This window comes from Pseudomonas sp. SB113 (assembly GCF_040754745.1).
GTDB classification, from domain to species: Bacteria; Pseudomonadota; Gammaproteobacteria; order Pseudomonadales; family Pseudomonadaceae; genus Aquipseudomonas; species Aquipseudomonas grimontii.
In genome coordinates, this window is the sequence record NZ_JBFMHW010000038.1 from 1 (window position 1) to 25019 (window position 25019).

General features: G+C 54.8%; 27 protein-coding genes and 4 tRNA genes. All 31 read left to right on the forward strand.

Annotated features, from left to right (window positions below):
- Positions 1 to 209: 209 nt before the first annotated feature.
- The 31 genes from birA to rplN all read left to right on the forward strand — a co-directional run bounded on the left by birA (position 210) and on the right by rplN (position 25015).
- Entirely contained in the window at positions 210 to 1169 is a 960-nt protein-coding gene (gene birA / locus AB1462_RS29490) for a bifunctional biotin--[acetyl-CoA-carboxylase] ligase/biotin operon repressor BirA (protein WP_259194691.1), read from the forward strand.
- Positions 1159 to 1908: a pantothenate kinase gene (locus tag AB1462_RS29495; RefSeq protein ID WP_367248726.1), complete on the forward strand. Its 750-nt coding sequence runs from the start codon at positions 1159 to 1161 to the stop codon at positions 1906 to 1908. Before birA ends, AB1462_RS29495 begins: the two co-directional genes overlap by 11 nt.
- A 7-nt stretch (positions 1909 to 1915) precedes the next feature.
- On the forward strand, positions 1916 to 2362 hold the full coding sequence (locus AB1462_RS29500) for a hypothetical protein (RefSeq protein WP_090401839.1): 447 nt from the start codon (positions 1916 to 1918) through the stop codon (positions 2360 to 2362).
- Between the two features lie 142 nt (positions 2363 to 2504).
- Positions 2505 to 2589 (forward strand) — tRNA-Tyr (locus AB1462_RS29505).
- 23 nt (positions 2590 to 2612) lie between these two features.
- Positions 2613 to 2686, forward strand: a tRNA-Gly gene (locus tag AB1462_RS29510).
- A 26-nt stretch (positions 2687 to 2712) separates the two neighbouring features.
- Positions 2713 to 2788, forward strand: a tRNA-Thr gene (locus tag AB1462_RS29515).
- A 161-nt stretch (positions 2789 to 2949) separates the two neighbouring features.
- Positions 2950 to 3025 (forward strand) — tRNA-Trp (locus AB1462_RS29520).
- A gap of 45 nt (positions 3026 to 3070) precedes the next feature.
- Positions 3071 to 3439 (forward strand): preprotein translocase subunit SecE, encoded by a 369-nt coding sequence (secE, locus tag AB1462_RS29525; RefSeq protein WP_027605162.1) that lies wholly within the window; start codon positions 3071 to 3073, stop codon positions 3437 to 3439.
- Positions 3440 to 3448: 9 nt separating this feature from the next.
- Complete coding sequence (gene nusG, locus AB1462_RS29530; protein ID WP_003176436.1) at positions 3449 to 3982, forward strand: transcription termination/antitermination protein NusG; 534 nt, start codon at positions 3449 to 3451, stop codon at positions 3980 to 3982.
- A gap of 117 nt (positions 3983 to 4099) precedes the next feature.
- Positions 4100 to 4531: a 50S ribosomal protein L11 gene (gene rplK, locus AB1462_RS29535; protein ID WP_003176435.1), complete on the forward strand. Its 432-nt coding sequence runs from the start codon at positions 4100 to 4102 to the stop codon at positions 4529 to 4531.
- Positions 4531 to 5226: a 50S ribosomal protein L1 gene (gene rplA, locus AB1462_RS29540; protein WP_003176434.1), complete on the forward strand. Its 696-nt coding sequence runs from the start codon at positions 4531 to 4533 to the stop codon at positions 5224 to 5226. Before rplK ends, rplA begins: the two co-directional genes overlap by 1 nt.
- Before the next feature lie 200 nt (positions 5227 to 5426).
- A complete protein-coding gene (gene rplJ, locus AB1462_RS29545; RefSeq protein WP_003232405.1) occupies positions 5427 to 5927 on the forward strand; it encodes a 50S ribosomal protein L10 in 501 nt (166 codons plus the stop codon).
- 78 nt (positions 5928 to 6005) lie between these two features.
- A complete protein-coding gene (gene rplL / locus AB1462_RS29550; protein ID WP_053138313.1) occupies positions 6006 to 6371 on the forward strand; it encodes a 50S ribosomal protein L7/L12 in 366 nt (121 codons plus the stop codon).
- A gap of 219 nt (positions 6372 to 6590) precedes the next feature.
- Complete coding sequence (rpoB, locus tag AB1462_RS29555; RefSeq protein WP_053138310.1) at positions 6591 to 10664, forward strand: DNA-directed RNA polymerase subunit beta; 4074 nt, start codon at positions 6591 to 6593, stop codon at positions 10662 to 10664.
- A gap of 64 nt (positions 10665 to 10728) precedes the next feature.
- Positions 10729 to 14928 carry a DNA-directed RNA polymerase subunit beta' gene (gene rpoC / locus AB1462_RS29560; RefSeq protein ID WP_090401840.1) on the forward strand — a complete coding sequence of 1400 codons (4200 nt, stop codon included), beginning with the start codon at positions 10729 to 10731 and terminating at the stop codon, positions 14926 to 14928.
- 216 nt (positions 14929 to 15144) lie between these two features.
- Positions 15145 to 15516 (forward strand): 30S ribosomal protein S12, encoded by a 372-nt coding sequence (gene rpsL / locus AB1462_RS29565; RefSeq protein WP_002555494.1) that lies wholly within the window; start codon positions 15145 to 15147, stop codon positions 15514 to 15516.
- 118 nt (positions 15517 to 15634) lie between these two features.
- On the forward strand, positions 15635 to 16105 hold the full coding sequence (rpsG, locus tag AB1462_RS29570; protein ID WP_002555493.1) for a 30S ribosomal protein S7: 471 nt from the start codon (positions 15635 to 15637) through the stop codon (positions 16103 to 16105).
- Between the two features lie 30 nt (positions 16106 to 16135).
- Entirely contained in the window at positions 16136 to 18241 is a 2106-nt protein-coding gene (fusA, locus tag AB1462_RS29575; RefSeq protein ID WP_090401841.1) for an elongation factor G, read from the forward strand.
- A gap of 30 nt (positions 18242 to 18271) precedes the next feature.
- Positions 18272 to 19465 (forward strand): elongation factor Tu, encoded by a 1194-nt coding sequence (tuf, locus tag AB1462_RS29580; protein ID WP_090401842.1) that lies wholly within the window; start codon positions 18272 to 18274, stop codon positions 19463 to 19465.
- A gap of 157 nt (positions 19466 to 19622) precedes the next feature.
- Positions 19623 to 19934, forward strand: coding sequence for a 30S ribosomal protein S10 (gene rpsJ, locus AB1462_RS29585; protein ID WP_003186070.1), 312 nt, complete (start codon positions 19623 to 19625; stop codon positions 19932 to 19934).
- Between the two features lie 81 nt (positions 19935 to 20015).
- Entirely contained in the window at positions 20016 to 20651 is a 636-nt protein-coding gene (gene rplC, locus AB1462_RS29590; protein WP_007253310.1) for a 50S ribosomal protein L3, read from the forward strand.
- A 12-nt stretch (positions 20652 to 20663) separates the two neighbouring features.
- Positions 20664 to 21266, forward strand: coding sequence for a 50S ribosomal protein L4 (gene rplD / locus AB1462_RS29595; RefSeq protein ID WP_003176424.1), 603 nt, complete (start codon positions 20664 to 20666; stop codon positions 21264 to 21266).
- Positions 21263 to 21562 carry a 50S ribosomal protein L23 gene (gene rplW, locus AB1462_RS29600; RefSeq protein ID WP_002555488.1) on the forward strand — a complete coding sequence of 100 codons (300 nt, stop codon included), beginning with the start codon at positions 21263 to 21265 and terminating at the stop codon, positions 21560 to 21562. The genes rplD and rplW overlap by 4 nt, the downstream gene beginning before the upstream one ends.
- 14 nt (positions 21563 to 21576) lie before the next feature.
- On the forward strand, positions 21577 to 22401 hold the full coding sequence (gene rplB, locus AB1462_RS29605; RefSeq protein ID WP_003210080.1) for a 50S ribosomal protein L2: 825 nt from the start codon (positions 21577 to 21579) through the stop codon (positions 22399 to 22401).
- Positions 22402 to 22417: 16 nt separating this feature from the next.
- A complete protein-coding gene (gene rpsS / locus AB1462_RS29610) occupies positions 22418 to 22693 on the forward strand; it encodes a 30S ribosomal protein S19 (RefSeq protein WP_003232420.1) in 276 nt (91 codons plus the stop codon).
- Positions 22694 to 22704: 11 nt separating this feature from the next.
- The gene (rplV, locus tag AB1462_RS29615) at positions 22705 to 23037 is read left to right on the forward strand and encodes a 50S ribosomal protein L22 (protein ID WP_003103908.1); all 333 of its coding nucleotides are present in this window, start codon (positions 22705 to 22707) and stop codon (positions 23035 to 23037) included.
- Between the two features lie 13 nt (positions 23038 to 23050).
- The gene (rpsC, locus tag AB1462_RS29620; protein ID WP_003176422.1) at positions 23051 to 23737 is read left to right on the forward strand and encodes a 30S ribosomal protein S3; all 687 of its coding nucleotides are present in this window, start codon (positions 23051 to 23053) and stop codon (positions 23735 to 23737) included.
- Positions 23738 to 23749: 12 nt separating this feature from the next.
- Positions 23750 to 24163 (forward strand): 50S ribosomal protein L16, encoded by a 414-nt coding sequence (gene rplP, locus AB1462_RS29625; protein ID WP_003232424.1) that lies wholly within the window; start codon positions 23750 to 23752, stop codon positions 24161 to 24163.
- The gene (rpmC, locus tag AB1462_RS29630) at positions 24163 to 24354 is read left to right on the forward strand and encodes a 50S ribosomal protein L29 (protein WP_002555481.1); all 192 of its coding nucleotides are present in this window, start codon (positions 24163 to 24165) and stop codon (positions 24352 to 24354) included. Before rplP ends, rpmC begins: the two co-directional genes overlap by 1 nt.
- A gap of 2 nt (positions 24355 to 24356) precedes the next feature.
- Positions 24357 to 24623 carry a 30S ribosomal protein S17 gene (rpsQ, locus tag AB1462_RS29635; protein WP_003176419.1) on the forward strand — a complete coding sequence of 89 codons (267 nt, stop codon included), beginning with the start codon at positions 24357 to 24359 and terminating at the stop codon, positions 24621 to 24623.
- 23 nt (positions 24624 to 24646) lie between these two features.
- Positions 24647 to 25015: a 50S ribosomal protein L14 gene (gene rplN / locus AB1462_RS29640; RefSeq protein ID WP_002555479.1), complete on the forward strand. Its 369-nt coding sequence runs from the start codon at positions 24647 to 24649 to the stop codon at positions 25013 to 25015.
- Positions 25016 to 25019 lie beyond the last annotated feature (4 nt).

The following is a 25019-nucleotide window of genomic DNA, read 5'->3' on the forward strand; positions in this document are numbered from 1 at the left end:
GTAGTGTGGGGTTTCCCCATGTGAGAGTAGGTCATCGTCAAGATTAAATTCCGAAACCCCATTTGCGAAAGCAGGTGGGGTTTTGTTTTGCTCGGTCGAAAAGTGCGAAGAGGCGCCTCGGGGTGGCTTTCAGTGCTAAAGTCCGGCCTTTCTATGCAATGATCCTGCGCATGGCTATCATGCGTGCCTCATTGTGAGGCGATACTTGCATGCTGACGTTGTTAAAACTTCTGAAAGATGGCCGGTTCCATTCCGGAGAAGCACTTGGCGCCGCCCTTGGGGTTAGTCGTAGTGCTGTATGGAAGCAGCTCCAGCATCTTGAGGCCGAATTGAATCTGCCTGTCCATAAGGTTCGTGGCAGGGGGTACCAATTAGCTTCGCCACTGGTTTTCTTGAGTTCTGAGCAGATCGCGCTGTATGCATCTTCTCTGACATGGCCTATTCATATCTACGATTCCATCGACTCGACGAATGCCGAGGCTCTGCGCCTTGTTGAGGTTGAGTGTGCGACGCCGTTTCTGGTGCTTGCGGAGCAGCAAACTGCGGGAAGGGGGCGGCGCGGCCGAAAGTGGATCAGTCCGTTCGCCCAGAATGTGTATTACAGCCTCTTATTGCGTATTGAGAATGGTCCTCGACAGTTGGAGGGGCTGAGTCTTGTGGTTGGCTTGGCAGTCATGCAGGCGCTGCGTGAGTCTGGAGTGCAGGGTGCGGCTTTGAAGTGGCCAAATGACGTCCTGGTGGGGCAGAAGAAGATTGCCGGGATTTTACTGGAGCTCGTAGGGGATCCCGCGGATATCTGTCACGTTGTCCTCGGTATAGGTATTAACGTGAATATGCAGAAGGCTGATGAGGTTGATCAGCAATGGACATCAGTGCAGTTGGAGACGGGGTCTCCTGTTGATCGCAACTCTTTGGTGGCGCGTCTGTGCTTGCAGTTGAAAAGCTACTTGGAGCTGCACAGGGCATCAGGTTTTGCATCTCTTAAGGATGAGTGGGAGAGAGGTCACGCCTGGCAGGGAAGGGCAGTGTCACTCATAGCTGGTGTCAACCATGTAGATGGGGTGGTGCTGGGTGTCGACGGTCAGGGTGCGTTGCGTTTAAGTGTCGATGGCGTTGAGAAAATATACAGTGGTGGTGAGTTAAGCCTGAGGCTGCGTGATGATTCTTGAGCTCGACTGTGGGAATAGCTTTATTAAGTGGCGCGTACTTGGTTCGGATCGGACGATCGCATCTGCAGAGGGCATAGCTGGTTCGGATGTCGCACTGATTGAAAGCTTGTCATCGCTGCCTGGCCTGTTATTGACGCATTGCCGGTTAGTGAGCGTTCGTGCTCTGGATGAAACAAACAATCTGGTTGCAGCGCTGGTGGAGGCTTTTGGCGTTGTCGTTTCCTGCGCCGTTTCTGCGCGAGAAATGGCCGGGGTGCGCAACGGCTACGAAGATTTCGAGCGTCTTGGTCTTGATCGCTGGTTAGCGATGCTGGGGGGCTTCAAATTGGCTTCGGGCGCATGCCTGGTGCTTGATTTTGGTACGGCGGCGACCGCAGATTTTATTGCAGGGGATGGTGAGCATCTAGGCGGTTTCATCTGTCCTGGTATGCCCCTCATGCGTAATCAGTTGCGTACGCATACGCGCAAGATACGTTACGACGACGCTGCTGCCGAAAGAGCATTGGAGTGCCTGTCTCCAGGGCGTACGACCGTAGAGGCCGTAGAGCGTGGCTGTACGTTGATGCTCAGAGGATTTGTGCTGACCCAGCTTGAGCTGGCCAGAAGTTATTGGGGTGATAACTTTGCTGTATTCCTGACTGGCGGCGATGCTGATTTGGTGAGGGATGCAGTGCCCCAGGCTCGGCTCGTTCCTGATTTGATTTTCGTGGGGTTGGCGATGGCGTGCCCTTTATCTTGAGGTGTTTATGCGTTGGCTGTTTTTGCTTTTATTGATCCTCAACGCCTTCTACTACATATGGCATCAGCAAGAGGCGCCGTTGCGCGCTAAAGACGTTACCCCTCTGAGCCTCTATCGGAATACGCAGCAGGATATTCGCCTGCTGAGTGAGTCCTCTGACGCCGTCGTGCGAAGGGATCGGGCTAAGGCATCTGATGCGCAAAATACTTGCTTGTACATTGGTGGCTTTGCCGACCTGCGACAGGCTCAATTCGTTGAGCAGCGTCTCACTAGCCTGGATATAAAGGTCAAGGTTCAGTTGCTGAGTACTCCTGATGCGCAGGGTTACTGGCTCCGGGTTGCCCCAGAAAGCCGAGGCCTGGCTGAGGATCTGCCCTTTGAAAACCTTGCTAAGGAATTCAATGAGTTAAAACATAAAATAATGCTGTGCGAAGGCATTGCAACTCTCGAATAGTTTGCATAGAATGGCGCCCGCTTCGCAGTGAAGACCATTAAGGTCTACGGCGTGAAGCGAAGGTCAATGCAGCTAACCTCATATTTTTAATGAGAAAATGCTTGACAGAAGGCCGGCATGATGTAGAATGCCGGCTCGCTTAGGAGGGGTTCCCGAGCGGCCAAAGGGATCAGACTGTAAATCTGACGTCTACGACTTCGAAGGTTCGAATCCTTCCCCCTCCACCATTTTAGCGTGAGCTGCAAGCTCCGCGGGTATAGTTTAGTGGTAGAACCTCAGCCTTCCAAGCTGATGATGCGGGTTCGATTCCCGCTACCCGCTCCAAGTTTTCAGGTTGTGCATGGTGTTTTGCTCTTGTAGCTCAGTTGGTAGAGCACACCCTTGGTAAGGGTGAGGTCAGCGGTTCAAATCCGCTCAAGAGCTCCATATAACAAGGCAGATATGAAAATATCTGCCTTTGTTTTAACGGCTGACTCGGCTTGATAGTGTTTTAGATTGCTCGTTGCTTGGGTGATTTCAAGTCTCTGGGGGTTGGTTGTTGTAAAGTCTTTTTCAGGTCTGCATAATGGTCGGCCTGATTTTGTTTTAGGTCAGTAGCTCAATTGGCAGAGCGACGGTCTCCAAAACCGTAGGTTGGGGGTTCGATTCCCTCCTGACCTGCCAGATTCACGTGGTGTGTCTGGCTTTCTTTTCACAGGATCTTCATAGATGACTCCTAAGGCTGAAGCTCAAAGCTCTCGTTTCGATCTGGTAAAGTGGCTCGCTGTAGTCGCTTTGGTGGTCGTAGGCGTTGTTGGCAATCAGTACTACTCTGCTTCGCCGATCCTGTACCGCGTTCTCGTTTTGCTGGCCCTTGCTGCTGTAGCTGCCTTTGTAGGCCTGCAGACTGCCAAAGGCAAGTCTTTCGCGGTCCTGGTGAAGGAAGCTCGCACCGAAATCCGTAAAGTCGTTTGGCCGACTCGCCAAGAAACCACGCAGACCACGTTGATTGTCGTGGCTGTTGTTCTGGTTATGGCGTTGCTGTTGTGGGGGCTTGATTCCCTGCTCGGCTGGCTTGTTTCCTTGATTGTTGGCTAAGGGTGTCCCGTGGCTAAGCGTTGGTACGTTGTGCATGCTTACTCGGGTTACGAGAAGCATGTTATGCGCTCTTTGCTGGAGCGCGTAAAGCTGGCAGGCATGGAAGATGGCTTCGGCGAAATTCTGGTTCCCACTGAAGAAGTGGTTGAAATGCGGAATGGTCAGAAGCGCAAGAGTGAGCGCAAGTTCTTCCCTGGCTACGTGCTGGTACAGATGGACATGAATGAAGGTACTTGGCACTTGGTCAAGGACACTCCTCGTGTAATGGGTTTCATTGGCGGTACTGCTGATAAGCCTGCTCCGATCACTGACAAAGAGGCAGAAGCAATTCTGCGTCGCGTCGCCGACGGTAGCGACAAGCCTAAGCCGAAGACGTTGTTCGAGCCGGGTGAGGTTGTTCGCGTCACAGATGGTCCGTTTGCTGATTTCAACGGTACCGTCGAAGAGGTTAACTACGAAAAGAGCCGGATCCAGGTCGCGGTGCTCATTTTCGGTCGCTCTACTCCGGTAGAGTTGGAATTCAGCCAGGTCGAGAAGGTCTAGCTGAGTAAGCATCCCAACCCCGCAGCCTAAGGCTGTGGGGTTTTGTCGTCACTGGGATAAACGCGCAAGTAACCGGGGAGCCTTTCGAGGCGCTTGAACCCGTAATTGGAGTGCCTCATGGCCAAGAAGATTACCGCTTACATCAAGCTGCAAGTGAAGGCCGCTCAGGCCAACCCAAGTCCACCTGTTGGTCCGGCTCTGGGTCAGCACGGCGTGAACATCATGGAATTCTGCAAGGCCTTCAACGCCCGTACTCAGGGTCTTGAGCCAGGTCTGCCGACTCCAGTGATCATCACTGTATACAGCGACCGTAGCTTCACTTTCGAAACCAAGTCGACCCCGGCTTCGGTTCTGCTGAAGAAAGCTGCTGGTCTGACTAGCGGTTCCGCTCGTCCTAACACCGTTAAGGTTGGCACCGTAACTCGTGCTCAGCTGGAAGAAATCGCGAAAACCAAAAACGCGGATCTGACTGCAGCTGATATGGATGCAGCCGTGCGTACCATCGCCGGTTCTGCTCGTAGCATGGGCCTTAACGTGGAGGGTGTGTAATGGCTAAGCTGACCAAGCGCCAAAAGGCTATCGCCGGCAAAATCGAAGCGGGCAAGTCCTACAACTTTGTAGACGCTGCTGCTCTGCTGACCGAGCTGTCGACTGTCAAGTTCAGCGAGTCCGTTGACGTTGCTGTAAACCTGGGTGTTGACCCACGTAAATCTGACCAGGTCGTTCGTAGCGCTACTGTGCTGCCGCACGGTACTGGTAAGACTGTTCGTGTAGCTGTCTTCACTCAAGGCCCGGCAGCTGAAGCTGCTCTGGCCGCCGGCGCTGATCGCGTTGGTATGGACGACCTGGCTGCCGAAATGAAAGGCGGCGACCTGAACTACGACGTAGTTATTGCTTCCCCGGATGCAATGCGTGTTGTAGGTCAATTGGGTCAGATCCTGGGCCCACGTGGCCTGATGCCTAACCCTAAAGTCGGCACCGTAACGCCAGACGTAGCTACCGCGGTTAAAAACGCCAAGGCTGGTCAGGTTCGTTATCGCACCGACAAAAACGGCATCATTCACACCTCCGTTGGCAAAGTCGGCTTCGACGCCGTCAAGCTGAAGGAAAACGTTGAAGCCCTGATCGCGGATCTGAAGCGTATCAAGCCAGCTTCCTCGAAAGGTATCTACGTCAAGCGCGTTACCCTGAGCACCACTATGGGCCCAGGTCTGGTCATCGACCAAGGCTCGCTGGACGTATAAGACACAGATTGGCGCAAGCAATTGGGCCAATCGGAAAAAATTGGGGTCCCTGCCTGGCGGGGGCTATCCAAGACCGTAGGCGGCGCAAGTCTTAAACCACAAGCCTACGCAGATGGTGCTCCCGGTTCCTTACCGAATCAGACACCAAAACGACATCCGGCCTCGGCCAGATGAAACGGTAACAAGCAGGAGTTAAACCCGTGGCAATTAATCTCGAAGACAAGAAGGCCATCGTCGCTGAAGTCAACGAGGCTGCCAAAGCTGCTCTGTCCGCTGTCGTGGCTGATGCCCGTGGTGTGACAGTAGGCGCTATGACCGGACTCCGTAAAGAGGCTCGTGAAGCTGGCGTATACGTACGTGTTGTACGTAACACCCTGCTCAAGCGCGCTGTTGCTGACACTGAATACAGTGTCCTCAATGACGTGTTCACCGGCCCGACTCTGATTGCTTTCTCCAAGGATCATCCAGGCGCTGCTGCCCGTTTGTTCAAAGAGTTCGCCAAGAGTCAGGATAAGTTCGAGATCAAGGCAGCTGCGTTCGAGGGCAAGTTCCTCGCAGCTAACCAAATCGACGTACTGGCAACACTGCCGACCCGCGACGAAGCCATTTCGCAGCTGATGAGCGTGATTCAAGGCGCTACCAGCAAGCTGGCTCGTACTCTGGCTGCAGTTCGCGAGCAAAAAGAAGCTGCCGCAGCCTAAGGCTGAGCAATTTCTCTCGCGTATTTTTGTTTATTTCGATGGCCGCGTAGGCCGTCCCCCAATTCAGGAAATACAGCAATGTCTATCTCCCAAGACGATATCCTCAACGCCGTAGCTGAAATGTCGGTTCTGCAGGTTGTTGAGCTGATCAAAGCTTTCGAAGAAAAATTCGGCGTTTCCGCTGCCGCTGCTTCTGCTGGTCCAGCTGCTGCTGCTGCCGTTGTTGAAGAGCAAACCGAATTCAACGTCATGCTGCTGGAAGCTGGCGAGAAGAAAGTTAACGTGATCAAGGCAGTACGTGAACTGACCGGTCTGGGCCTGAAAGAAGCCAAGGCTGTAGTTGACGGCGCTCCTGCTATGGTTCTGGAAGCAGTGACCAAAGACGCAGGCGACAAAGCCAAGGCAACTCTGGAAGAAGCAGGCGCTAAAGTCGAGCTGAAGTAAGCATCGACCTTGCGTCTCCAGCCCAAGCGTTAAGCTGAAGGCTGATGGCTGGTGGCTCTTGCCACCGGCCTTTTTCCGTTCTTGGCTGTCGACTCGGTCGCCGCCATTAACGCGCTGTAGCCACCCGATGCGGTGGTGCAAACCATGGGGTTTGCAAGATTTTCTGGCTGCTCCCGTCGGGAGGGCCAAACAAGCAGGTGACCAAGCTGGGGAACGCTGATGGCTTACTCATATACTGAGAAAAAACGTATCCGCAAGGACTTTAGCAAGTTGCCGGACGTCATGGATGTCCCGTACCTTCTGGCTATCCAGCTGGATTCGTATCGTGAATTCTTGCAGGCGGGAGCGACCAAAGATCAGTTCCGCGACGTGGGCCTGCATGCGGCCTTCAAATCCGTTTTCCCGATCATCAGCTACTCCGGCAATGCTGCGCTGGAGTACGTCGGTTATCGCCTGGGCGAACCGGCATTTGATGTCAAAGAATGCGTGTTGCGCGGTGTTACGTACGCCGTACCTTTGCGGGTAAAAGTCCGTCTGATCATTTTCGACAAAGAGTCGTCGAACAAAGCGATCAAGGACATCAAAGAGCAAGAAGTCTACATGGGCGAAATCCCATTGATGACTGAGAACGGTACCTTCGTTATCAACGGTACCGAGCGTGTTATCGTTTCCCAGCTGCACCGTTCCCCGGGCGTGTTCTTCGACCACGACCGCGGTAAGACGCACAGCTCCGGCAAGCTCCTGTACTCCGCGCGGATCATTCCGTACCGCGGTTCGTGGTTGGACTTTGAGTTCGATCCGAAAGACTGCGTGTTCGTGCGTATCGACCGTCGTCGTAAGCTGCCGGCCTCGGTACTGCTGCGCGCGCTCGGCTACACCACTGAGCAGGTCCTGGATGCGTTCTACACCACCAACGTATTCAGCCTGAAGGATGAAACCCTCAGCCTGGAACTGATTGCATCTCGTCTGCGTGGTGAAATTGCCGTCTTGGACATCCAGGATGAAAAGGGCAAGGTCATTGTTGAAGCGGGTCGTCGTATTACTGCGCGCCACATCAACCAGATCGAAAAAGCAGGTATCAAGTCGCTGGACGTGCCTCTGGACTACGTCTTGGGTCGCACGACCGCCAAGGTCATTGTTCACCCGGCTACAGGCGAAATCCTGGCTGAGTGCAACACCGAGCTGAACACCGAGATCCTGGCGAAAATCGCCAAGGCTCAGGTTGTTCGTATCGAGACCCTGTACACCAACGATATCGACTGCGGTCCGTTCGTTTCCGACACCCTGAAGATCGACTCCACCAGCAACCAATTGGAAGCGCTGGTAGAAATCTATCGCATGATGCGTCCTGGCGAGCCACCAACCAAAGACGCTGCCGAAACCCTGTTCAACAACCTGTTCTTCAGCCCTGAGCGCTACGACCTGTCTGCGGTTGGCCGGATGAAGTTCAACCGTCGTATCGGTCGCACCGAGATCGAAGGTTCGGGTGTGCTGTGCAAGGAAGACATCGTTGCGGTCCTGAAGACCCTGGTCGACATCCGTAACGGCAAAGGCATCGTCGATGACATCGACCACCTGGGTAACCGTCGTGTTCGCTGCGTAGGCGAAATGGCCGAGAACCAGTTCCGCGTTGGCCTGGTGCGTGTTGAGCGTGCGGTCAAAGAGCGTCTGTCGATGGCTGAAAGCGAAGGCCTGATGCCGCAAGACCTGATCAACGCCAAGCCAGTGGCTGCGGCGGTGAAAGAGTTCTTCGGTTCCAGCCAGCTCTCGCAGTTCATGGACCAGAACAACCCGCTCTCCGAGATCACCCACAAGCGCCGTGTTTCCGCACTGGGCCCGGGCGGTCTGACCCGTGAGCGTGCTGGCTTTGAAGTGCGTGACGTACACCCGACTCACTACGGTCGTGTATGCCCGATTGAAACGCCGGAAGGTCCGAACATCGGTCTGATCAACTCCCTGGCCGCCTATGCGCGCACCAACCAGTATGGCTTCCTCGAGAGCCCGTACCGTGTGGTGAAAGACGCTCTGGTCACCGACGAGATCGTGTTCCTGTCCGCCATCGAAGAAGCTGATCACGTGATCGCTCAGGCTTCGGCCACGATGAACGACAAGAAAGTCCTGATCGACGAGCTGGTAGCTGTTCGTCACCTGAACGAGTTCACCGTCAAGGCGCCGGAAGACGTCACCTTGATGGACGTATCGCCGAAGCAGGTAGTTTCGGTCGCAGCGTCGCTGATCCCGTTCCTGGAACACGATGACGCCAACCGTGCGTTGATGGGTTCCAACATGCAGCGTCAAGCTGTACCGACCCTGCGTGCTGACAAGCCGCTGGTAGGTACCGGCATGGAGCGTAACGTAGCCCGTGACTCCGGCGTTTGCGTCGTGGCTCGTCGTGGCGGCGTGATCGATTCCGTCGATGCCAGCCGTATCGTGGTTCGTGTTGCTGATGATGAAGTTGAAACGGGTGAAGCCGGTGTCGACATCTACAACCTGACCAAATACACCCGCTCGAACCAGAACACCTGCATCAACCAGCGTCCGCTGGTGCGTAAGGGTGATCGCGTTCAGCGTAGCGACATCATGGCTGACGGTCCGTCCACCGATATGGGTGAATTGGCTCTGGGTCAGAACATGCGCATCGCGTTCATGGCATGGAACGGCTTCAACTTCGAAGACTCCATCTGCCTGTCCGAGCGTGTGGTTCAAGAAGATCGCTTCACCACGATCCACATTCAGGAGCTGACCTGTGTGGCACGTGACACCAAGCTTGGGCCAGAGGAAATCACTGCAGACATCCCGAACGTGGGTGAAGCTGCACTGAACAAGCTGGACGAAGCCGGTATCGTTTATGTAGGTGCTGAAGTTGGTGCAGGCGACATTCTGGTTGGTAAGGTCACTCCGAAAGGCGAGACCCAGCTGACTCCGGAAGAGAAGCTGTTGCGTGCCATCTTCGGTGAGAAAGCCAGCGACGTTAAAGACACCTCCCTGCGTGTACCTACTGGTACCAAGGGCACCGTCATCGACGTACAGGTCTTCACCCGTGACGGCGTCGAGCGTGATGCTCGTGCACTGTCCATCGAGAAGACCCAGCTCGACGAGATCCGCAAGGACCTGAACGAAGAGTTCCGTATCGTTGAAGGCGCGACCTTCGAACGTCTGCGTTCCGCTCTGGTAGGCCACAAGGCTGAAGGCGGCGCAGGTCTGAAGAAAGGTCAGGACATCACCGACGAAATCCTCGACGGTCTTGAGCACGGCCAGTGGTTCAAGCTGCGCATGGCTGAAGATGCTCTTAACGAGCAGCTCGAGAAGGCCCAGGCCTATATCGTTGATCGTCGCCGTCTGCTGGACGACAAGTTCGAAGACAAGAAGCGCAAACTGCAGCAGGGCGATGACCTGGCTCCAGGCGTGCTGAAAATCGTCAAGGTTTACCTGGCAATCCGTCGCCGCATCCAGCCGGGCGACAAGATGGCCGGTCGTCACGGTAACAAAGGTGTGGTCTCCGTGATCATGCCGGTTGAAGACATGCCGCACGATGCCAATGGCACCCCGGTCGACGTCGTCCTCAACCCGTTGGGCGTACCGTCGCGTATGAACGTTGGCCAGATCCTTGAAACCCACCTGGGCCTTGCGGCTAAAGGTCTGGGCGAGAAGATCAATCGTATGATCGAAGAGCAGCGCAAGGTTGCTGACCTGCGTAAGTTCCTGCACGAGATCTACAACGAGATCGGCGGTCGTAAGGAAGAGCTGGATACCTTCTCCGATCAGGAGATCCTGGATCTGGCGAAGAACCTGCGCGGCGGCGTTCCAATGGCTACCCCGGTGTTCGACGGTGCCAAGGAAAGCGAAATCAAGGCCATGCTGAAACTGGCAGACCTGCCAGAAAGCGGCCAGATGCAGCTGTTCGACGGCCGTACCGGCAACAAGTTCGAGCGCCCGGTTACTGTTGGCTACATGTACATGCTGAAGCTGAACCACTTGGTAGACGACAAGATGCACGCTCGTTCTACCGGTTCGTACAGCCTGGTTACCCAGCAGCCGCTGGGTGGTAAGGCTCAGTTCGGTGGTCAGCGTTTCGGGGAGATGGAGGTCTGGGCACTGGAAGCATACGGTGCTGCATACACTCTGCAAGAAATGCTCACAGTGAAGTCGGACGATGTGAACGGTCGTACCAAGATGTACAAAAACATCGTGGATGGCGATCACCGTATGGAGCCGGGCATGCCCGAGTCCTTCAACGTGTTGATCAAAGAAATTCGTTCCCTCGGCATCGATATCGATCTGGAAACCGAATAACACGTGACGCGAATCGAGAGCGGGGCTGTTTAGCCCGCTCTCTGCTCCGCCAGGAGGAAAGGCCTTGAAAGACCTACTGAATTTGCTGAAAAACCAGGGTCAAGTCGAAGAGTTCGACGCCATCCGCATTGGATTGGCATCGCCTGAGATGATCCGTTCATGGTCGTTCGGTGAAGTTAAAAAGCCGGAAACCATCAACTACCGTACGTTCAAACCTGAGCGTGACGGCCTGTTCTGCGCCAAGATCTTTGGCCCGGTAAAGGATTACGAGTGCCTGTGCGGTAAGTACAAGCGCTTGAAGCACCGTGGTGTGATCTGCGAGAAGTGCGGCGTTGAAGTTGCACTGGCCAAGGTTCGTCGTGAGCGCATGGCGCACATCGAGCTGGCTTCGCCGGTTGCCCACATCTGGTTCCTGAAATCGCTGCCGTCCCGTATCGGCTTGCTGATGGACATGACCCTGCGTGATATCGAACGCGTTCTCTACTTCGAGAGCTATGTCGTTATCGATCCAGGCATGACCACCCTTGAAAAAGGTCAGCTGCTGAACGACGAGCAGTACTTCGAAGCGTTGGAAGAGTTCGGTGATGATTTCGATGCCCGCATGGGTGCCGAAGCTGTCCGCGAACTGCTGCACGCTATCGACCTGGAGCACGAGATTGGTCGTCTGCGCGAAGAAATTCCGCAAACCAACTCCGAAACCAAGATCAAGAAGCTGTCCAAGCGTCTGAAGTTGATGGAAGCCTTCCAGGGTTCCGGCAACCTGCCAGAGTGGATGGTGCTGACCGTTCTGCCGGTTCTGCCGCCAGACCTGCGTCCGCTGGTACCGTTGGATGGTGGTCGTTTCGCGACTTCCGACCTCAACGACCTGTACCGCCGCGTGATCAACCGTAACAACCGTTTGAAGCGCCTGCTCGATCTGTCCGCTCCGGACATTATCGTGCGCAACGAAAAGCGTATGTTGCAGGAAGCTGTCGATGCGCTGCTCGACAACGGCCGTCGTGGCCGCGCTATCACCGGTTCCAACAAGCGTCCTCTGAAATCCTTGGCTGACATGATCAAGGGTAAGCAAGGTCGTTTCCGTCAGAACTTGCTCGGTAAGCGTGTTGACTACTCTGGTCGTTCGGTAATTACCGTAGGCCCGACCCTGCGTCTGCACCAGTGCGGTCTGCCGAAGAAGATGGCACTTGAGCTGTTCAAGCCATTCATCTTCGGCAAGCTGGAAATGCGCGGTCTCGCGACCACCATCAAAGCGGCCAAGAAAATGGTCGAGCGCGAACTGCCAGAGGTTTGGGACGTTCTCGCTGAAGTGATTCGCGAACACCCGGTTCTCCTCAACCGTGCACCGACCCTTCACCGTCTGGGTATCCAGGCGTTTGAACCGGTACTGATCGAAGGTAAGGCTATCCAGCTGCACCCTCTGGTCTGTGCTGCGTACAACGCCGACTTCGACGGCGACCAAATGGCCGTGCACGTACCGCTGACACTGGAAGCCCAGTTGGAAGCGCGTGCGTTGATGATGTCGACCAACAACATTCTGTCGCCAGCCAACGGTGAGCCAATCATCGTTCCGTCGCAGGACGTTGTATTGGGTCTGTACTACATGACCCGTGAGGCGATCAACGCCAAAGGCGAAGGTCGTGTGTTCGCTGACCTGCAGGAAGTTGACCGTGTGTTCCGTGCCGGCGAAGCCGCACTGCACGCCAAGGTCAAGGTACGCATCAACGAAACGGTCAACGACCGTGACGGCGGCAGCGTGAGCGGCACCCGTATTGTCGACACCACCGTTGGCCGTGCGCTGTTGTATCAGGTTGTGCCAAAAGGTCTGTCGTACGACGTCGTCAACCTGCCGATGAAGAAAAAGGCGATCTCCAAGCTGATCAACCAATGCTATCGCGTGGTTGGTCTGAAAGAGACCGTGATCTTCGCTGACCAGTTGATGTACACCGGTTTTGCCTATTCGACCATTTCCGGCGTTTCCATCGGTGTTAACGACTTCGTTATCCCAGATGAAAAAGCCCGCATCATCAGTGCTGCTACTGATGAAGTGAAAGAGATCGAAAGCCAGTACGCCTCGGGCCTGGTAACACAGGGCGAGAAGTACAACAAAGTGATCGACCTTTGGTCCAAGGCCAACGACGAAGTCTCCAAGGCGATGATGGCCAACCTCTCGAAAGAGAAAGTCATCGACCGTCACGGCGACGAAGTTGACCAGGAATCCTTCAACTCGATGTACATGATGGCCGACTCGGGCGCACGGGGTTCTGCTGCGCAGATCCGTCAGCTCGCCGGTATGCGTGGCCTGATGGCCAAGCCGGACGGTTCCATCATTGAAACGCCGATTACTGCGAACTTCCGTGAAGGGTTGAGCGTACTCCAGTACTTCATCTCCACTCACGGTGCTCGTAAAGGTCTGGCGGATACCGCGTTGAAAACCGCTAACTCCGGTTACCTGACTCGTCGTCTGGTAGACGTTGCGCAAGATCTGGTTGTAACCGAGATCGATTGCGGCACCGAGCACGGCCTGCTGATGACTCCGCACATTGAAGGCGGTGACGTTGTAGAGCCACTGGGTGAACGCGTATTGGGTCGTGTTATTGCCCGTGACGTATTCAAGCCAGGTACCGAGGAAATTATCGTTCCTGCCGGCACTCTGGTTGACGAGAAGTGGGTCGAGTTCATCGAACTCAACAGCATCGACGAAGTGATCGTTCGCTCGCCGATCAGCTGCGAAACCCGCTACGGCATTTGCGCCAAGTGCTACGGCCGTGACTTGGCTCGTGGTCACCAGGTGAACATCGGTGAAGCGGTCGGCGTTATTGCCGCCCAGTCCATCGGTGAGCCGGGTACCCAGCTCACCATGCGTACGTTCCACATTGGCGGTGCAGCAAGCCGGACCTCCGCAGCCGACAGCGTTCAGGTGAAGAATGGCGGTACTGTCCGCCTGCACAACCTGAAGCACGTTGAGCGAGTGGATGGTCACCTGGTTGCTGTGTCGCGTTCCGGTGAGCTGGCAATCGCTGATGACTACGGTCGTGAGCGTGAGCGCTACAAGCTGCCGTACGGTGCTGTGATTTCGGTTAAAGAAGGTGACAAGGTCGACGCTGGCGCAATCGTGGCCAAGTGGGATCCGCACACTCACCCAATCGTTACCGAAATGAAAGGTACCGTGACCTACGTGGGCATGGAAGAAGGCATCACGATCAAACGTCAGACTGACGAATTGACCGGTATGACCAACATTGAAGTACTCGACGCGAAAGATCGTCCAGCTGCCGGTAAAGACATCCGTCCTGCCGTGAAGATGGTCGATGACAACGGCAAGGATCTGTTGCTGCCAGGCACTGACGTAATCGCTCAGTACTTCCTGCCAGCCAACGCCCTGGTCGGTGTAGCGGACGGTGCGAAGATCGCGATCGGTGATGTTATCGCGCGTATCCCGCAAGAAACTTCGAAGACCCGTGACATCACCGGTGGTTTGCCGCGTGTTGCCGACTTGTTCGAAGCTCGTCGTCCGAAAGAAGCGTCGATTCTGGCAGAAGTCAGCGGCACCATCGCGTTCGGTAAAGAAACCAAGGGCAAGCGCCGTCTGGTCATTACCCCGAACGACGGTACCGATCCGTACGAAGAGCTGATTCCAAAGTGGCGTCACCTGAACGTATTCGAAGGCGAACAGGTAAACCGCGGCGAAGTTATCTCCGATGGCCCGAGCGATCCACACGACATCCTGCGTCTGCTGGGTGTGAGTGCGCTGGCCAAGTACATCGTTAACGAAATCCAGGACGTTTACCGCCTGCAAGGCGTGAAGATCAACGATAAGCACATCGAGACCATCCTGCGTCAGATGCTGCGTAAAGTTGAGATCGCTGAATCCGGCGATTCCAGTTTCATCAAGGGCGACCAGATGGAACTGACTCATGTGCTGGTGGAAAACGAGCGTCTGGCTGGCGACGAGAAATTCGTTTCCAAGTTCACTCGCGTACTGCTGGGTATCACCAAGGCGTCGTTGTCCACTGAGTCGTTCATCTCGGCGGCCTCCTTCCAGGAGACCACTCGCGTACTGACCGAAGCAGCGGTAACCGGTAAGCGTGATTACCTGCGCGGCCTGAAAGAGAACGTGGTCGTGGGTCGTCTGATCCCGGCTGGTACCGGTTTGGCTTACCACAGCGAGCGTAAGCGTCGCCGTGATGCTGACAAGCCGTTGCGCGTAAGCGCCAGTGAAGTGGAAGCTGCACTGACCGAAGCGCTGAACTCAAGCGGTAACTGAGTTCTGCGATAAATAAGTCTGGGCCCTGGCAGCCCCATTCGTCGGATCAAGGCAATTTTGCCTGGGTTCGACGAGAGGGGAGGTCGGGGCCTTGCCTTGACTGGGGGCAAGATCCTCTTTAGACTCTTGTACCCCTAAATTTGGCGGGAATTCGTTCCTGCCATTTTGCTTTTCTTGCAAGACAATAGCGTCGCAAGACAACAGTGGAGCTAGTAGATGGCAACTATCAACCAGCTGGTACGTCAGCCGCGTAAGCGTATCGTCGAGAAATCCGACGTGCCTGCGCTGCAGAACTGCCCGCAACGTCGTGGCGTATGCACTCGTGTGTATACCACCACGCCGAAAAAACCTAACTCGGCACTGCGTAAAGTATGCCGTGTGCGCCTGACCAACGGTTTCGAGGTTTCCTCGTACATCGGCGGTGAAGGCCACAACCTGCAAGAGCACAGCGTGGTACTGATCCGCGGCGGTCGTGTAAAAGACTTGCCAGGTGTTCGTTATCACACCGTACGCGGCTCCTTGGATACTTCCGGCGTTAAAGGTCGTAACCAAGGTCGTTCGAAGTACGGTACCAAGAAGCCTAAGTAGTAGCGGCTTTTTGTAAAACTGAATCATCTTATTTTCTGAGTCGATAAGAGTAAGGTCGGAGGCGTCCCGAAAGGGCACCGATTCCGAGCGAACCTGAAGACCGTTTGAGGGCTTATCCATGCCAAGAAGACGCGTAGCAGCCAAGCGCGAAGTGCTTGACGATCCAAAATACGGAAGCCAAATTCTGGCCAAGTTCATGAACCACGTGATGGAAAGCGGCAAGAAAGCCGTTGCCGAGCGTATCGTTTATGGCGCGCTGGAAAAGGTTAAAGAGCGCAAGAACAGCGACCCCCTGGAAATCTTCGAGAAAGCTCTCGACGCCATCGCTCCGCTGGTCGAAGTGAAGTCGCGCCGTGTAGGCGGTGCTACTTACCAGGTTCCGGTCGAAGTTCGTCCGTCCCGTCGTAACGCCCTGGCAATGCGCTGGTTGGTAGACTTCGCCCGTAAGCGCGGCGAGAAGTCTATGGCTCTGCGTTTGGCCGGCGAACTGTTGGACGCTGCTGAAGGTAAAGGTGCTGCTGTTAAGAAGCGTGAAGACGTGCACCGTATGGCTGAAGCTAACAAAGCTTTCTCGCACTACCGCTTCTAATCTTAGCTTCACTAATTTTGCGAGGGCTTTATGGCTCGTACTACTCCGATTAGCCGCTACCGTAACATCGGTATCGTTGCTCACGTGGATGCTGGTAAAACCACCACCACTGAGCGCGTACTGTTTTACACCGGCAAAAGTCACAAAATGGGCGAGGTGCATGACGGCGCCGCGACCACAGACTGGATGGTTCAGGAGCAGGAGCGTGGTATTACCATTACTTCTGCTGCTATTACCGCCTTCTGGAAAGGTTCCGAGAAGCAGTACAAAGACGAGCACCGCTTCAACGTTATCGATACCCCAGGCCACGTAGACTTCACTATTGAAGTTGAGCGTTCCCTGCGCGTACTCGACGGCGCTGTCGTTGTGTTCTGCGGTACCTCGGGTGTCGAGCCTCAGTCGGAAACCGTGTGGCGTCAAGCCAACAAATACGGCGTTCCACGTCTTGTTTACGTAAACAAGATGGACCGTGCTGGTGCCAACTTCCTGCGCGTGATCGGTCAGATCAAGCAGCGTCTGGGTCATACTCCGGTGCCAATCCAATTGGCTATCGGTTCCGAAGACAACTTCCAAGGTCAGATCGATCTGGTCAACATGGAAGCGGTCTACTGGAATGACGCTGACAAAGGTATGGTTCCTGTTCGCAAGCCTATCCCTGCAGAGTTGCAGGAACTGGCTGACGAGTGGCGCAACAACATGGTTGAGGCTGCCGCCGAAGCCAGCGAAGAGCTGATGAACAAGTACCTCGAAGGTGAAGAACTCACCAACGTGGAAATCAAGGCCGCTCTGCGTCAGCGTACTATCGCTGGTGAGATCGTCTTGGCTGTTTGCGGTTCTTCCTTCAAGAACAAAGGTGTTCCCCTGGTTCTCGACGCCGTGATCGACTACCTGCCTGCTCCAACCGACATTCCTGCTATCAAGGGTACCAACCCTGATAACGAGGAAGAAGAGATGGAGCGTCATGCTGACGACAGCGAGCCGTTCTCGGCTCTGGCGTTCAAGATCGCTACCGACCCATTCGTGGGTACTCTGACCTTCGTCCGTGTTTACTCGGGCGTGTTGGCCTCCGGCGACGGCGTGATCAACTCGGTCAAAGGCAAGAAAGAGCGTGTGGGTCGTATGGTGCAAATGCACGCAAACGCCCGTGAAGAGATTAAGGAAGTGCGCGCTGGTGACATCGCGGCCTTGATCGGCATGAAGGACGTCACCACTGGTGAGACTTTGTGCGACGCTGCCAAGCCAATCATCCTGGTTCGCATGGACTTCCCGGAGCCGGTTATTTCGGTTGCCGTAGAGCCTAAGACCAAGGATGACCAGGAAAAAATGGGTATCGCTCTGGGCAAGCTTGCTCAGGAAGATCCATCTTTCCGCGTCAAAACTGATGAAGAGACTGGTCAAACGATCATCTCTGGCATGGGCGAGTTGCACCTGGACATCCTGGTTGACCGGATGCGCCGTGAGTTCAACGTCGAAGCCAACATCGGTAAGCCTCAGGTTTCCTATCGTGAGCGCATCACGAAGAACTGTGAAATCGAAGGCAAGTTCGTTCGTCAGTCCGGCGGTCGTGGTCAGTTCGGTCACTGCTGGATCCGTTTTGCTCCTGCTGACGAAGGTCAGGAAGGTCTGCAATTCGTGAACGAAGTAGTAGGTGGTGTTGTTCCTAAGGAATACATCCCTGCTATCCAGAAGGGTATCGAAGAGCAGATGAAGAACGGTGTTGTTGCCGGCTATCCGCTGATCGGCCTGAAAGCAACCGTTTTTGACGGTTCTTACCACGACGTCGACTCCAACGAGATGGCGTTTAAGGTGGCTGCTTCCATGGCAACCAAGCAACTGGCCCAGAAGGGCGGTGGTGAGTTGCTTGAGCCAATCATGGCGGTAGAAGTTGTTACACCTGAAGACTATATGGGTGATGTCATGGGCGACCTTAACCGTCGTCGCGGCATGATCTTGGGTATGGAAGACACGGTTTCCGGCAAAGTGATTCGCGCCGAGGTTCCGTTGGGTGAGATGTTCGGTTATGCGACCGACGTTCGTTCCATGTCCCAGGGTCGCGCAAGCTACTCTATGGAATTCAAAAAATACAACACAGCTCCGGCGCACATCGCTGAAACTGTATCCAAAAAACAAGGCTGATTCAGTCCTTTAGGCAAGGAGTTAATTGTCGTGGCTAAAGAAAAATTTGATCGTTCCCTACCGCACGTCAACGTTGGCACTATCGGTCACGTTGACCACGGTAAAACCACTCTGACCGCAGCTCTGACTCGCGTCTGCTCCGAGGTTTTCGGTTCTGCAGTCGTTGATTTCGATAAAATCGACAGCGCTCCAGAAGAAAAAGCTCGTGGTATCACCATCAACACCGCGCACGTCGAGTACAACTCGAAGATCCGTCACTACGCTCACGTTGACTGCCCAGGTCACGCTGACTATGTGAAGAACATGATCACCGGTGCTGCCCAGATGGACGGCGCGATCCTGGTTTGCTCGGCCGCTGATGGTCCGATGCCACAAACCCGTGAGCACATCCTCCTGTCCCGTCAGGTAGGCGTTCCGTACATCGTGGTTTTCCTGAACAAGGCTGACCTGGTAGACGACGCTGAGCTGCTGGAACTGGTTGAGATGGAAGTGCGCGATCTGCTGAGCACTTACGACTTCCCAGGCGACGACACTCCGATCATCATCGGTTCTGCTCGTATGGCGCTGGAAGGTAAAGACGATAACGAAATGGGCACCACTGCCGTTCGTAAACTGGTTGAAACCCTGGACAGCTACATCCCAGAACCAGTTCGTCTGACCGACAAGCCGTTCCTGATGCCAATCGAAGACGTATTCTCGATCTCCGGTCGTGGTACTGTTGTGACTGGTCGTATCGAGCGCGGTATCGTTCGCGTTCAAGATCCGCTGGAAATCGTTGGTCTGCGTGACACCACCACCACCACCTGCACCGGTGTTGAGATGTTCCGCAAGCTGCTTGACGAAGGTCGTGCTGGCGAGAACTGCGGCGTTCTGCTGCGTGGTACCAAGCGTGACGACGTTGAGCGTGGTCAGGTTCTGGTTAAGCCGGGTTCGGTTAAGCCGCACACCAAGTTCACCGCAGAAGTTTATGTTCTGAGCAAGGAAGAAGGCGGTCGTCACACTCCGTTCTTCAAAGGCTACCGTCCACAGTTCTACTTCCGTACTACTGACGTGACTGGTAACTGCCAGCTGCCAGAAGGCGTTGAAATGGTAATGCCAGGCGATAACATCCAAATGGAAGTTACCCTGATCAAAACCATCGCAATGGAAGACGGTCTGCGCTTCGCTATCCGTGAAGGTGGCCGTACCGTTGGTGCTGGTGTTGTAGCTAAAATCATCGAGTAAGCGTCTCTTCTGAGATAGCTTCGATGCTTTGAAAAGCCCCCGCTCAGCGGGGGCTTTTTTATTGGGTTGACACCTATCTGGGGCGTCTATAGAATTGCGCCTCCTTTTAACGGGCGTATTGCGCTCGCTGGGAATAGCAGCCGGAGTCTGAAATCCAATGCAAAATCAGCAAATCCGTATCAGGTTGAAGGCTTTTGACCATCGCCTGATCGACCAATCCACCCAGGAAATCGTGGAAACCGCGAAACGTACTGGTGCTCAAGTGCGTGGTCCAATTCCACTGCCTACCCGTAAAGAGCGGTTCACCGTTCTGGTCTCCCCGCACGTCAACAAAGACGCGCGTGACCAGTACGAGATCCGTACTCATAAGCGCGTACTGGACATCGTCCAGCCAACGGATAAAACCGTTGATGCACTTATGAAGCTTGATCTTGCGGCCGGTGTGGAAGTGCAGATCAGCCTCGGCTAAGACTTGGGTCTTAGTCGTGTAACGCTCTGAAATGGGCGGCCATAGCGGGTGAAAGCCCCGTACACTCATGAGGTTTACAACATGACTATTGGTGTAGTCGGTCGTAAATGCGGTATGACCCGTATTTTCACCGAAGAAGGTGTCTCCATTCCGGTTACGGTCATTGAGATCGAGCCGAATCGCGTCACCCAGTTCAAAACTGAAGAAACCGATGGCTATCGTGCAGTGCAAGTCACTGTCGGCGAGCGTCGCGCTTCGCGTGTGACTGCTGCTCAAGCAGGTCACTTCGCTAAAGCAAACGTTGCAGCTGGTCGTACTGTCATGGAGTTCCGTCTTGAAGAAGGCGACTACCAGGCTGGCGATCTGATCAACGCTGAAATCTTCGCCGCTGGTCAACTGGTTGATGTAACCGGTCAGTCCAAGGGTAAAGGCTTCCAGGGTACGATCAAGCGTTGGAATTTCCGTGGTCAAGACAACACTCACGGTAACTCCGTTTCCCACCGCGTCCCGGGCTCTATTGGCCAGTGCCAGACTCCTGGTCGTGTATTCAAGGGCAAAAAAATGTCCGGTCATATGGGCGCTGAGCGCGTGACCGTGCAGTCCCTCGAAGTAGTGCGCGTCGACGCTGAACGCAATCTGTTGTTGGTCAAGGGTGCTGTTCCTGGCGCTACTGGCGGCAACCTGGTTGTACGTCCAGCGGCCAAGGCTCGCGGTTAAGGGGAAGCTGACATGCAATTAAATGTAAATGACGCTCAAGCGATCGAAGTTTCCGAACTGACATTTGGCGGCGAATTCAACGAGACGCTGGTTCACCAAGCAGTCGTGGCCTACATGGCCGGCGGCCGTCAAGGTAGCAAGCAGCAAAAGACCCGTTCCGACGTTCGTGGTGGCGGTAAGCGCCCTTGGCGTCAGAAAGGTACTGGCCGTGCTCGTGCCGGTACTATCCGTAGCCCAATCTGGCGCGGCGGCGGTACCACTTTCGCAGCTCGTCCACAGGATCACTCTCAGAAGCTCAACAAGAAGATGTATCGCGCAGCACTGCGCTCCATCCTTGCTGAACTCGTGCGTACTGATCGCCTGGTCGTGGTTCAGGACTTCGCTGTTGAAAGTCCAAAAACCAAAGATCTGCTGGGCAAACTGAACAACATGAGCCTGACCGACGTTTTGATCGTGTCTGAAGCTGTTGATCAGAACCTGTACCTGGCTGCTCGCAACCTGCCACACGTTGATGTACGTGACGTGCAAGGTTCCGATCCAGTTAGTCTGATCGCATACGACAAGGTGTTGATCACCGTGTCGGCCGTGAAGAAATTCGAGGAGCTGCTGGGATGAACCAGGAACGCGTATTTAAAGTTCTGCTTGGCCCGCACGTTTCCGAAAAGGCTACGGTTCTGGCTGACAAGAAAGGCCAGTTCGTTTTCAAGGTTGCAACTGACGCAACCAAGCTGGAAATCAAGAAGGCCGTCGAAAGCCTGTTCAGCGTGAAAGTTGAGCGTGTTACTACCCTGAATGTTCTGGGTAAGAGCAAGCGCACTGCTCGCGGTCTGGGCAAGCGTAATGACTGGAAGAAGGCAGTTATCTCCCTTCAGCCAGGCCAAGATCTCGATTTCAGCAGCAGTGCTGAGTAAGGAAGGGGTGCATCATGGCAATCGTTAAATGCAAACCGACTTCCCCTGGCCGCCGTTTTGTGGTCAAGGTGGTCAACCAGGAGCTGCATAAAGGCGCTCCTCACGCACCGCTGCTCGAGAAGAAATCGAAGACTGGTGGTCGTAACAACAATGGTCGTATTACCACTCGTCACATTGGTGGTGGCCATAAGCAGCATTATCGTCTGGTCGATTTCCGTCGCAATGACAAAGATGGCATCGCTGCCACTGTCGAGCGTATCGAATACGATCCAAACCGTACTGCTCACATCGCTCTGCTGCTGTACGCAGATGGCGAGCGTCGCTACATCATCGCGCCTAAAGGCGTGAGTGCTGGCGACCAGCTGATCGCAGGTGCCTTGGCACCGATCAAGCCGGGCAACGCTCTGCAACTGCGTAACATTCCAGTTGGTAGCACCGTACACGGCATCGAATTGAAGCCAGGTAAAGGCGCGCAAATCGCTCGTTCCGCTGGTGCTTCGGCTCAGCTGATCGCTCGTGAAGGTGTCTACGTGACCCTGCGTCTGCGTTCTGGTGAGATGCGTAAAGTGCTGGCTGAATGCCGCGCGACCCTGGGTGAAGTCTCGAACTCCGAGCACAGCCTGCGTTCGCTGGGTAAAGCTGGTGCCAAACGCTGGCGTGGCGTTCGCCCAACCGTTCGTGGTGTTGCCATGAACCCGGTTGACCACCCACACGGTGGTGGTGAAGGTCGTACCTCTGGTGGTCGTCATCCGGTATCGCCATGGGGCTTCCCGACTAAGGGCGCGAAGACTCGTGGTAATAAGCGTACCGACAAAATGATCGTCCGTCGTCGCAAGTAAATAGAGGGATACGACAGTGCCACGTTCTCTGAAAAAAGGTCCTTTTATTGATCTTCACCTACTGAAGAAGATCGAAGTGGCGGCGGAAAAGAACGATCGCAAACCAGTTAAGACCTGGTCGCGTCGTTCGATGATCCTGCCACAAATGGTCGGTCTGACCATCGCTGTACACAACGGTCGTCTGCACGTCCCAGTTCTCGTTAACGAAGACATGGTCGGCCACAAACTAGGCGAGTTTGCCGGTACCCGCACTTATCGTGGGCACGTGGCAGACAAGAAAGCCAAGCGTTAAGGGGTAAGGAAATGGAAGTAGCCGCTAAGTTGTCGGGCGCTCGAATCTCCGCCCAGAAAGCCCGCTTGGTCGCCGACCAGATCCGCGGGAAGAAGGTGGGCGAAGCGCTCAACCTGTTGGCTTTCAGCAGTAAGAAAGCCGCCGAGATCATGAAGAAAGTGCTGGAGTCGGCCGTAGCCAACGCCGAGCATAACGAAGGCGCAGACGTTGATGACCTGAAGGTCAGCACCGTTTTCGTCAACGAAGGGCGTTCGCTGAAGCGCATCATGCCGCGTGCCAAAGGCCGTGCTGATCGCATCGTCAAGCGGTCTTGCCATATCACTGTCAAGGTTGCTGACAAGTAACGGAGTCGAAGAGATGGGTCAGAAAGTACATCCCATTGGCATTCGCCTGGGAATCGTCAAGGAGCACACCTCCGTCTGGTACGCAGACGGTCGGACTTATGCGGACTATTTGTTCGCTGATCTGAAGGTGCGTGAGTATCTCCAAGACAAACTAAAAAGCGCGTCCGTAAGCCGTATCGATATCCATCGTCCGGCGCAAACTGCACGTATCACCATCCACACCGCTCGTCCAGGTATCGTTATCGGGAAGAAAGGTGAAGATGTTGAGAAACTGCGTCAGGACCTGACCAAGCAAATGGGTGTGCCTGTGCACATCAATATCGAAGAGATCCGCAAGCCGGAGCTCGACGGTATGCTGGTTGCGCAGAGCGTAGCTCAGCAGCTGGAGCGTCGCGTAATGTTCCGTCGCGCTATGAAGCGCGCCGTACAGAACGCCATGCGCATTGGTGCCAAAGGCATCAAAATCCAAGTGAGCGGTCGTCTCGGCGGTGCTGAAATCGCACGTACTGAATGGTATCGCGAAGGTCGTGTGCCACTGCACACCCTGCGTGCCGACATCGACTATGCCAACTACGAAGCTCACACCACTTACGGTGTGATCGGTGTAAAGGTTTGGATCTTCAAAGGCGAAGTAATTGGTGGTCGCCAAGAAGAACTGAAACCACAAGCACCAGCGCCTCGTAAAAAAGCTGCTAAGTAAGGGGTACGCCAAATGTTGCAACCAAAGCGTACGAAGTTCCGCAAGCAGATGACAGGCCACAACCGTGGTCTGGCTCAGCGCGGTAGCAAAGTCAGCTTCGGCGAGTTCGCGCTGAAGTCTGTAGCTCGTGGTCGTCTCACCGCTCGTCAGATTGAGTCAGCGCGTCGTGCACTGACCCGTCACGTAAAACGTGGCGGCAAGATCTGGATCCGTGTATTCCCGGACAAGCCGATCTCCAAAAAACCTCTCGAGGTTCGGATGGGTAAAGGTAAGGGTAACGTGGAATACTGGGTAGCCCAGATTCAGCCAGGCAAAGTCCTGTATGAAATCGAGGGTGTAACTGAAGAGCTGGCGCGTGAGGCTTTTGCCCTGGCTGCTGCAAAGCTGCCGCTCGCCACCGCCTTTGTTAAACGGACGGTGATGTGATGAAAGCGAATGAACTTCGTGAAAAATCCGCACAGCAGCTGAACGAGCAACTGCTCGGCCTGCTGCGCGACCAGTTCAATCTGCGCATGCAGAAAGCAACTGGCCAGTTGGGGCAGTCTCATCTGCTCTCGCAAGTTAAGCGTGACATCGCTCGCGTGAAGACTGTGCTCAACCAGCAGGCAGGTAAGTGATCATGGCTGAAGCCGAAAAGACTGTCCGTACGCTGACTGGCCGTGTTGTCAGCGACAAGATGGACAAAACCATCACCGTTTTGATCGAGCGTCGCGTTAAGCACCCGATCTACGGTAAATATGTTAAGCGTTCGACTAAGCTGCACGCGCACGACGAAACCAACCAGTGCCACATCGGCGACAAAGTCACTATTCGTGAAACTCGTCCGCTGGCCAAGACCAAGTCTTGGGCACTGGTTGATGTTCTCGAACGCGCTGTGGAAGTCTAAGGACTAGGGGTCGGAGAAATTATATGATTCAGACTCAATCCATGCTCGATGTGGCCGATAACAGCGGCGCTCGCCGTGTTATGTGCATCAAGGTGCTGGGTGGCTCCCATCGTCGTTACGCTGGTATCGGTGACATCATCAAAGTTACCGTGAAGGAAGCAATTCCTCGCGGTAAGGTGAAAAAAGGCCAAGTGATGACTGCTGTTGTAGTCCGCACTCGTCACGGCGTACGCCGTGCAGATGGCTCCATTATCCGCTTTGATGGCAACGCTGCTGTTCTTCTGAACAACAAGCAAGAGCCGATCGGCACCCGTATCTTTGGGCCAGTGACCCGTGAACTTCGTACTGAGAAGTTCATGAAGATCGTCTCGCTCGCCCCAGAAGTGCTGTAAGGAG

Excerpts from the sequence above, each read along its gene's own strand:
- rplL (WP_053138313.1), top strand. The coding sequence starts at position 6,006 with ATGTCTATCTCCCAAGACGATATCCTCAACGCCGTAGCTGAAATGTCG.
- rplB (WP_003210080.1), top strand. The coding sequence starts at position 21,577 with ATGGCAATCGTTAAATGCAAACCGACTTCCCCTGGCCGCCGTTTTGTG.
- rpsQ (WP_003176419.1), top strand. The coding sequence starts at position 24,357 with ATGGCTGAAGCCGAAAAGACTGTCCGTACGCTGACTGGCCGTGTTGTC.
- rplP (WP_003232424.1), top strand. The coding sequence starts at position 23,750 with ATGTTGCAACCAAAGCGTACGAAGTTCCGCAAGCAGATGACAGGCCAC.
- birA (WP_259194691.1), top strand. The coding sequence starts at position 210 with ATGCTGACGTTGTTAAAACTTCTGAAAGATGGCCGGTTCCATTCCGGA.
- rpoB (WP_053138310.1), top strand. The coding sequence starts at position 6,591 with ATGGCTTACTCATATACTGAGAAAAAACGTATCCGCAAGGACTTTAGC.
- rpsL (WP_002555494.1), top strand. The coding sequence starts at position 15,145 with ATGGCAACTATCAACCAGCTGGTACGTCAGCCGCGTAAGCGTATCGTC.
- rpsG (WP_002555493.1), top strand. The coding sequence starts at position 15,635 with ATGCCAAGAAGACGCGTAGCAGCCAAGCGCGAAGTGCTTGACGATCCA.
- rpmC (WP_002555481.1), top strand. The coding sequence starts at position 24,163 with ATGAAAGCGAATGAACTTCGTGAAAAATCCGCACAGCAGCTGAACGAG.
- rplA (WP_003176434.1), top strand. The coding sequence starts at position 4,531 with ATGGCTAAGCTGACCAAGCGCCAAAAGGCTATCGCCGGCAAAATCGAA.
- rplC (WP_007253310.1), top strand. The coding sequence starts at position 20,016 with ATGACTATTGGTGTAGTCGGTCGTAAATGCGGTATGACCCGTATTTTC.
- rplV (WP_003103908.1), top strand. The coding sequence starts at position 22,705 with ATGGAAGTAGCCGCTAAGTTGTCGGGCGCTCGAATCTCCGCCCAGAAA.
- rplN (WP_002555479.1), top strand. The coding sequence starts at position 24,647 with ATGATTCAGACTCAATCCATGCTCGATGTGGCCGATAACAGCGGCGCT.
- AB1462_RS29500 (WP_090401839.1), top strand. The coding sequence starts at position 1,916 with ATGCGTTGGCTGTTTTTGCTTTTATTGATCCTCAACGCCTTCTACTAC.
- fusA (WP_090401841.1), top strand. The coding sequence starts at position 16,136 with ATGGCTCGTACTACTCCGATTAGCCGCTACCGTAACATCGGTATCGTT.
- rplD (WP_003176424.1), top strand. The coding sequence starts at position 20,664 with ATGCAATTAAATGTAAATGACGCTCAAGCGATCGAAGTTTCCGAACTG.
- AB1462_RS29495 (WP_367248726.1), top strand. The coding sequence starts at position 1,159 with ATGATTCTTGAGCTCGACTGTGGGAATAGCTTTATTAAGTGGCGCGTA.
- rpsC (WP_003176422.1), top strand. The coding sequence starts at position 23,051 with ATGGGTCAGAAAGTACATCCCATTGGCATTCGCCTGGGAATCGTCAAG.
- secE (WP_027605162.1), top strand. The coding sequence starts at position 3,071 with ATGACTCCTAAGGCTGAAGCTCAAAGCTCTCGTTTCGATCTGGTAAAG.
- rplK (WP_003176435.1), top strand. The coding sequence starts at position 4,100 with ATGGCCAAGAAGATTACCGCTTACATCAAGCTGCAAGTGAAGGCCGCT.
- rpsJ (WP_003186070.1), top strand. The coding sequence starts at position 19,623 with ATGCAAAATCAGCAAATCCGTATCAGGTTGAAGGCTTTTGACCATCGC.
- rplW (WP_002555488.1), top strand. The coding sequence starts at position 21,263 with ATGAACCAGGAACGCGTATTTAAAGTTCTGCTTGGCCCGCACGTTTCC.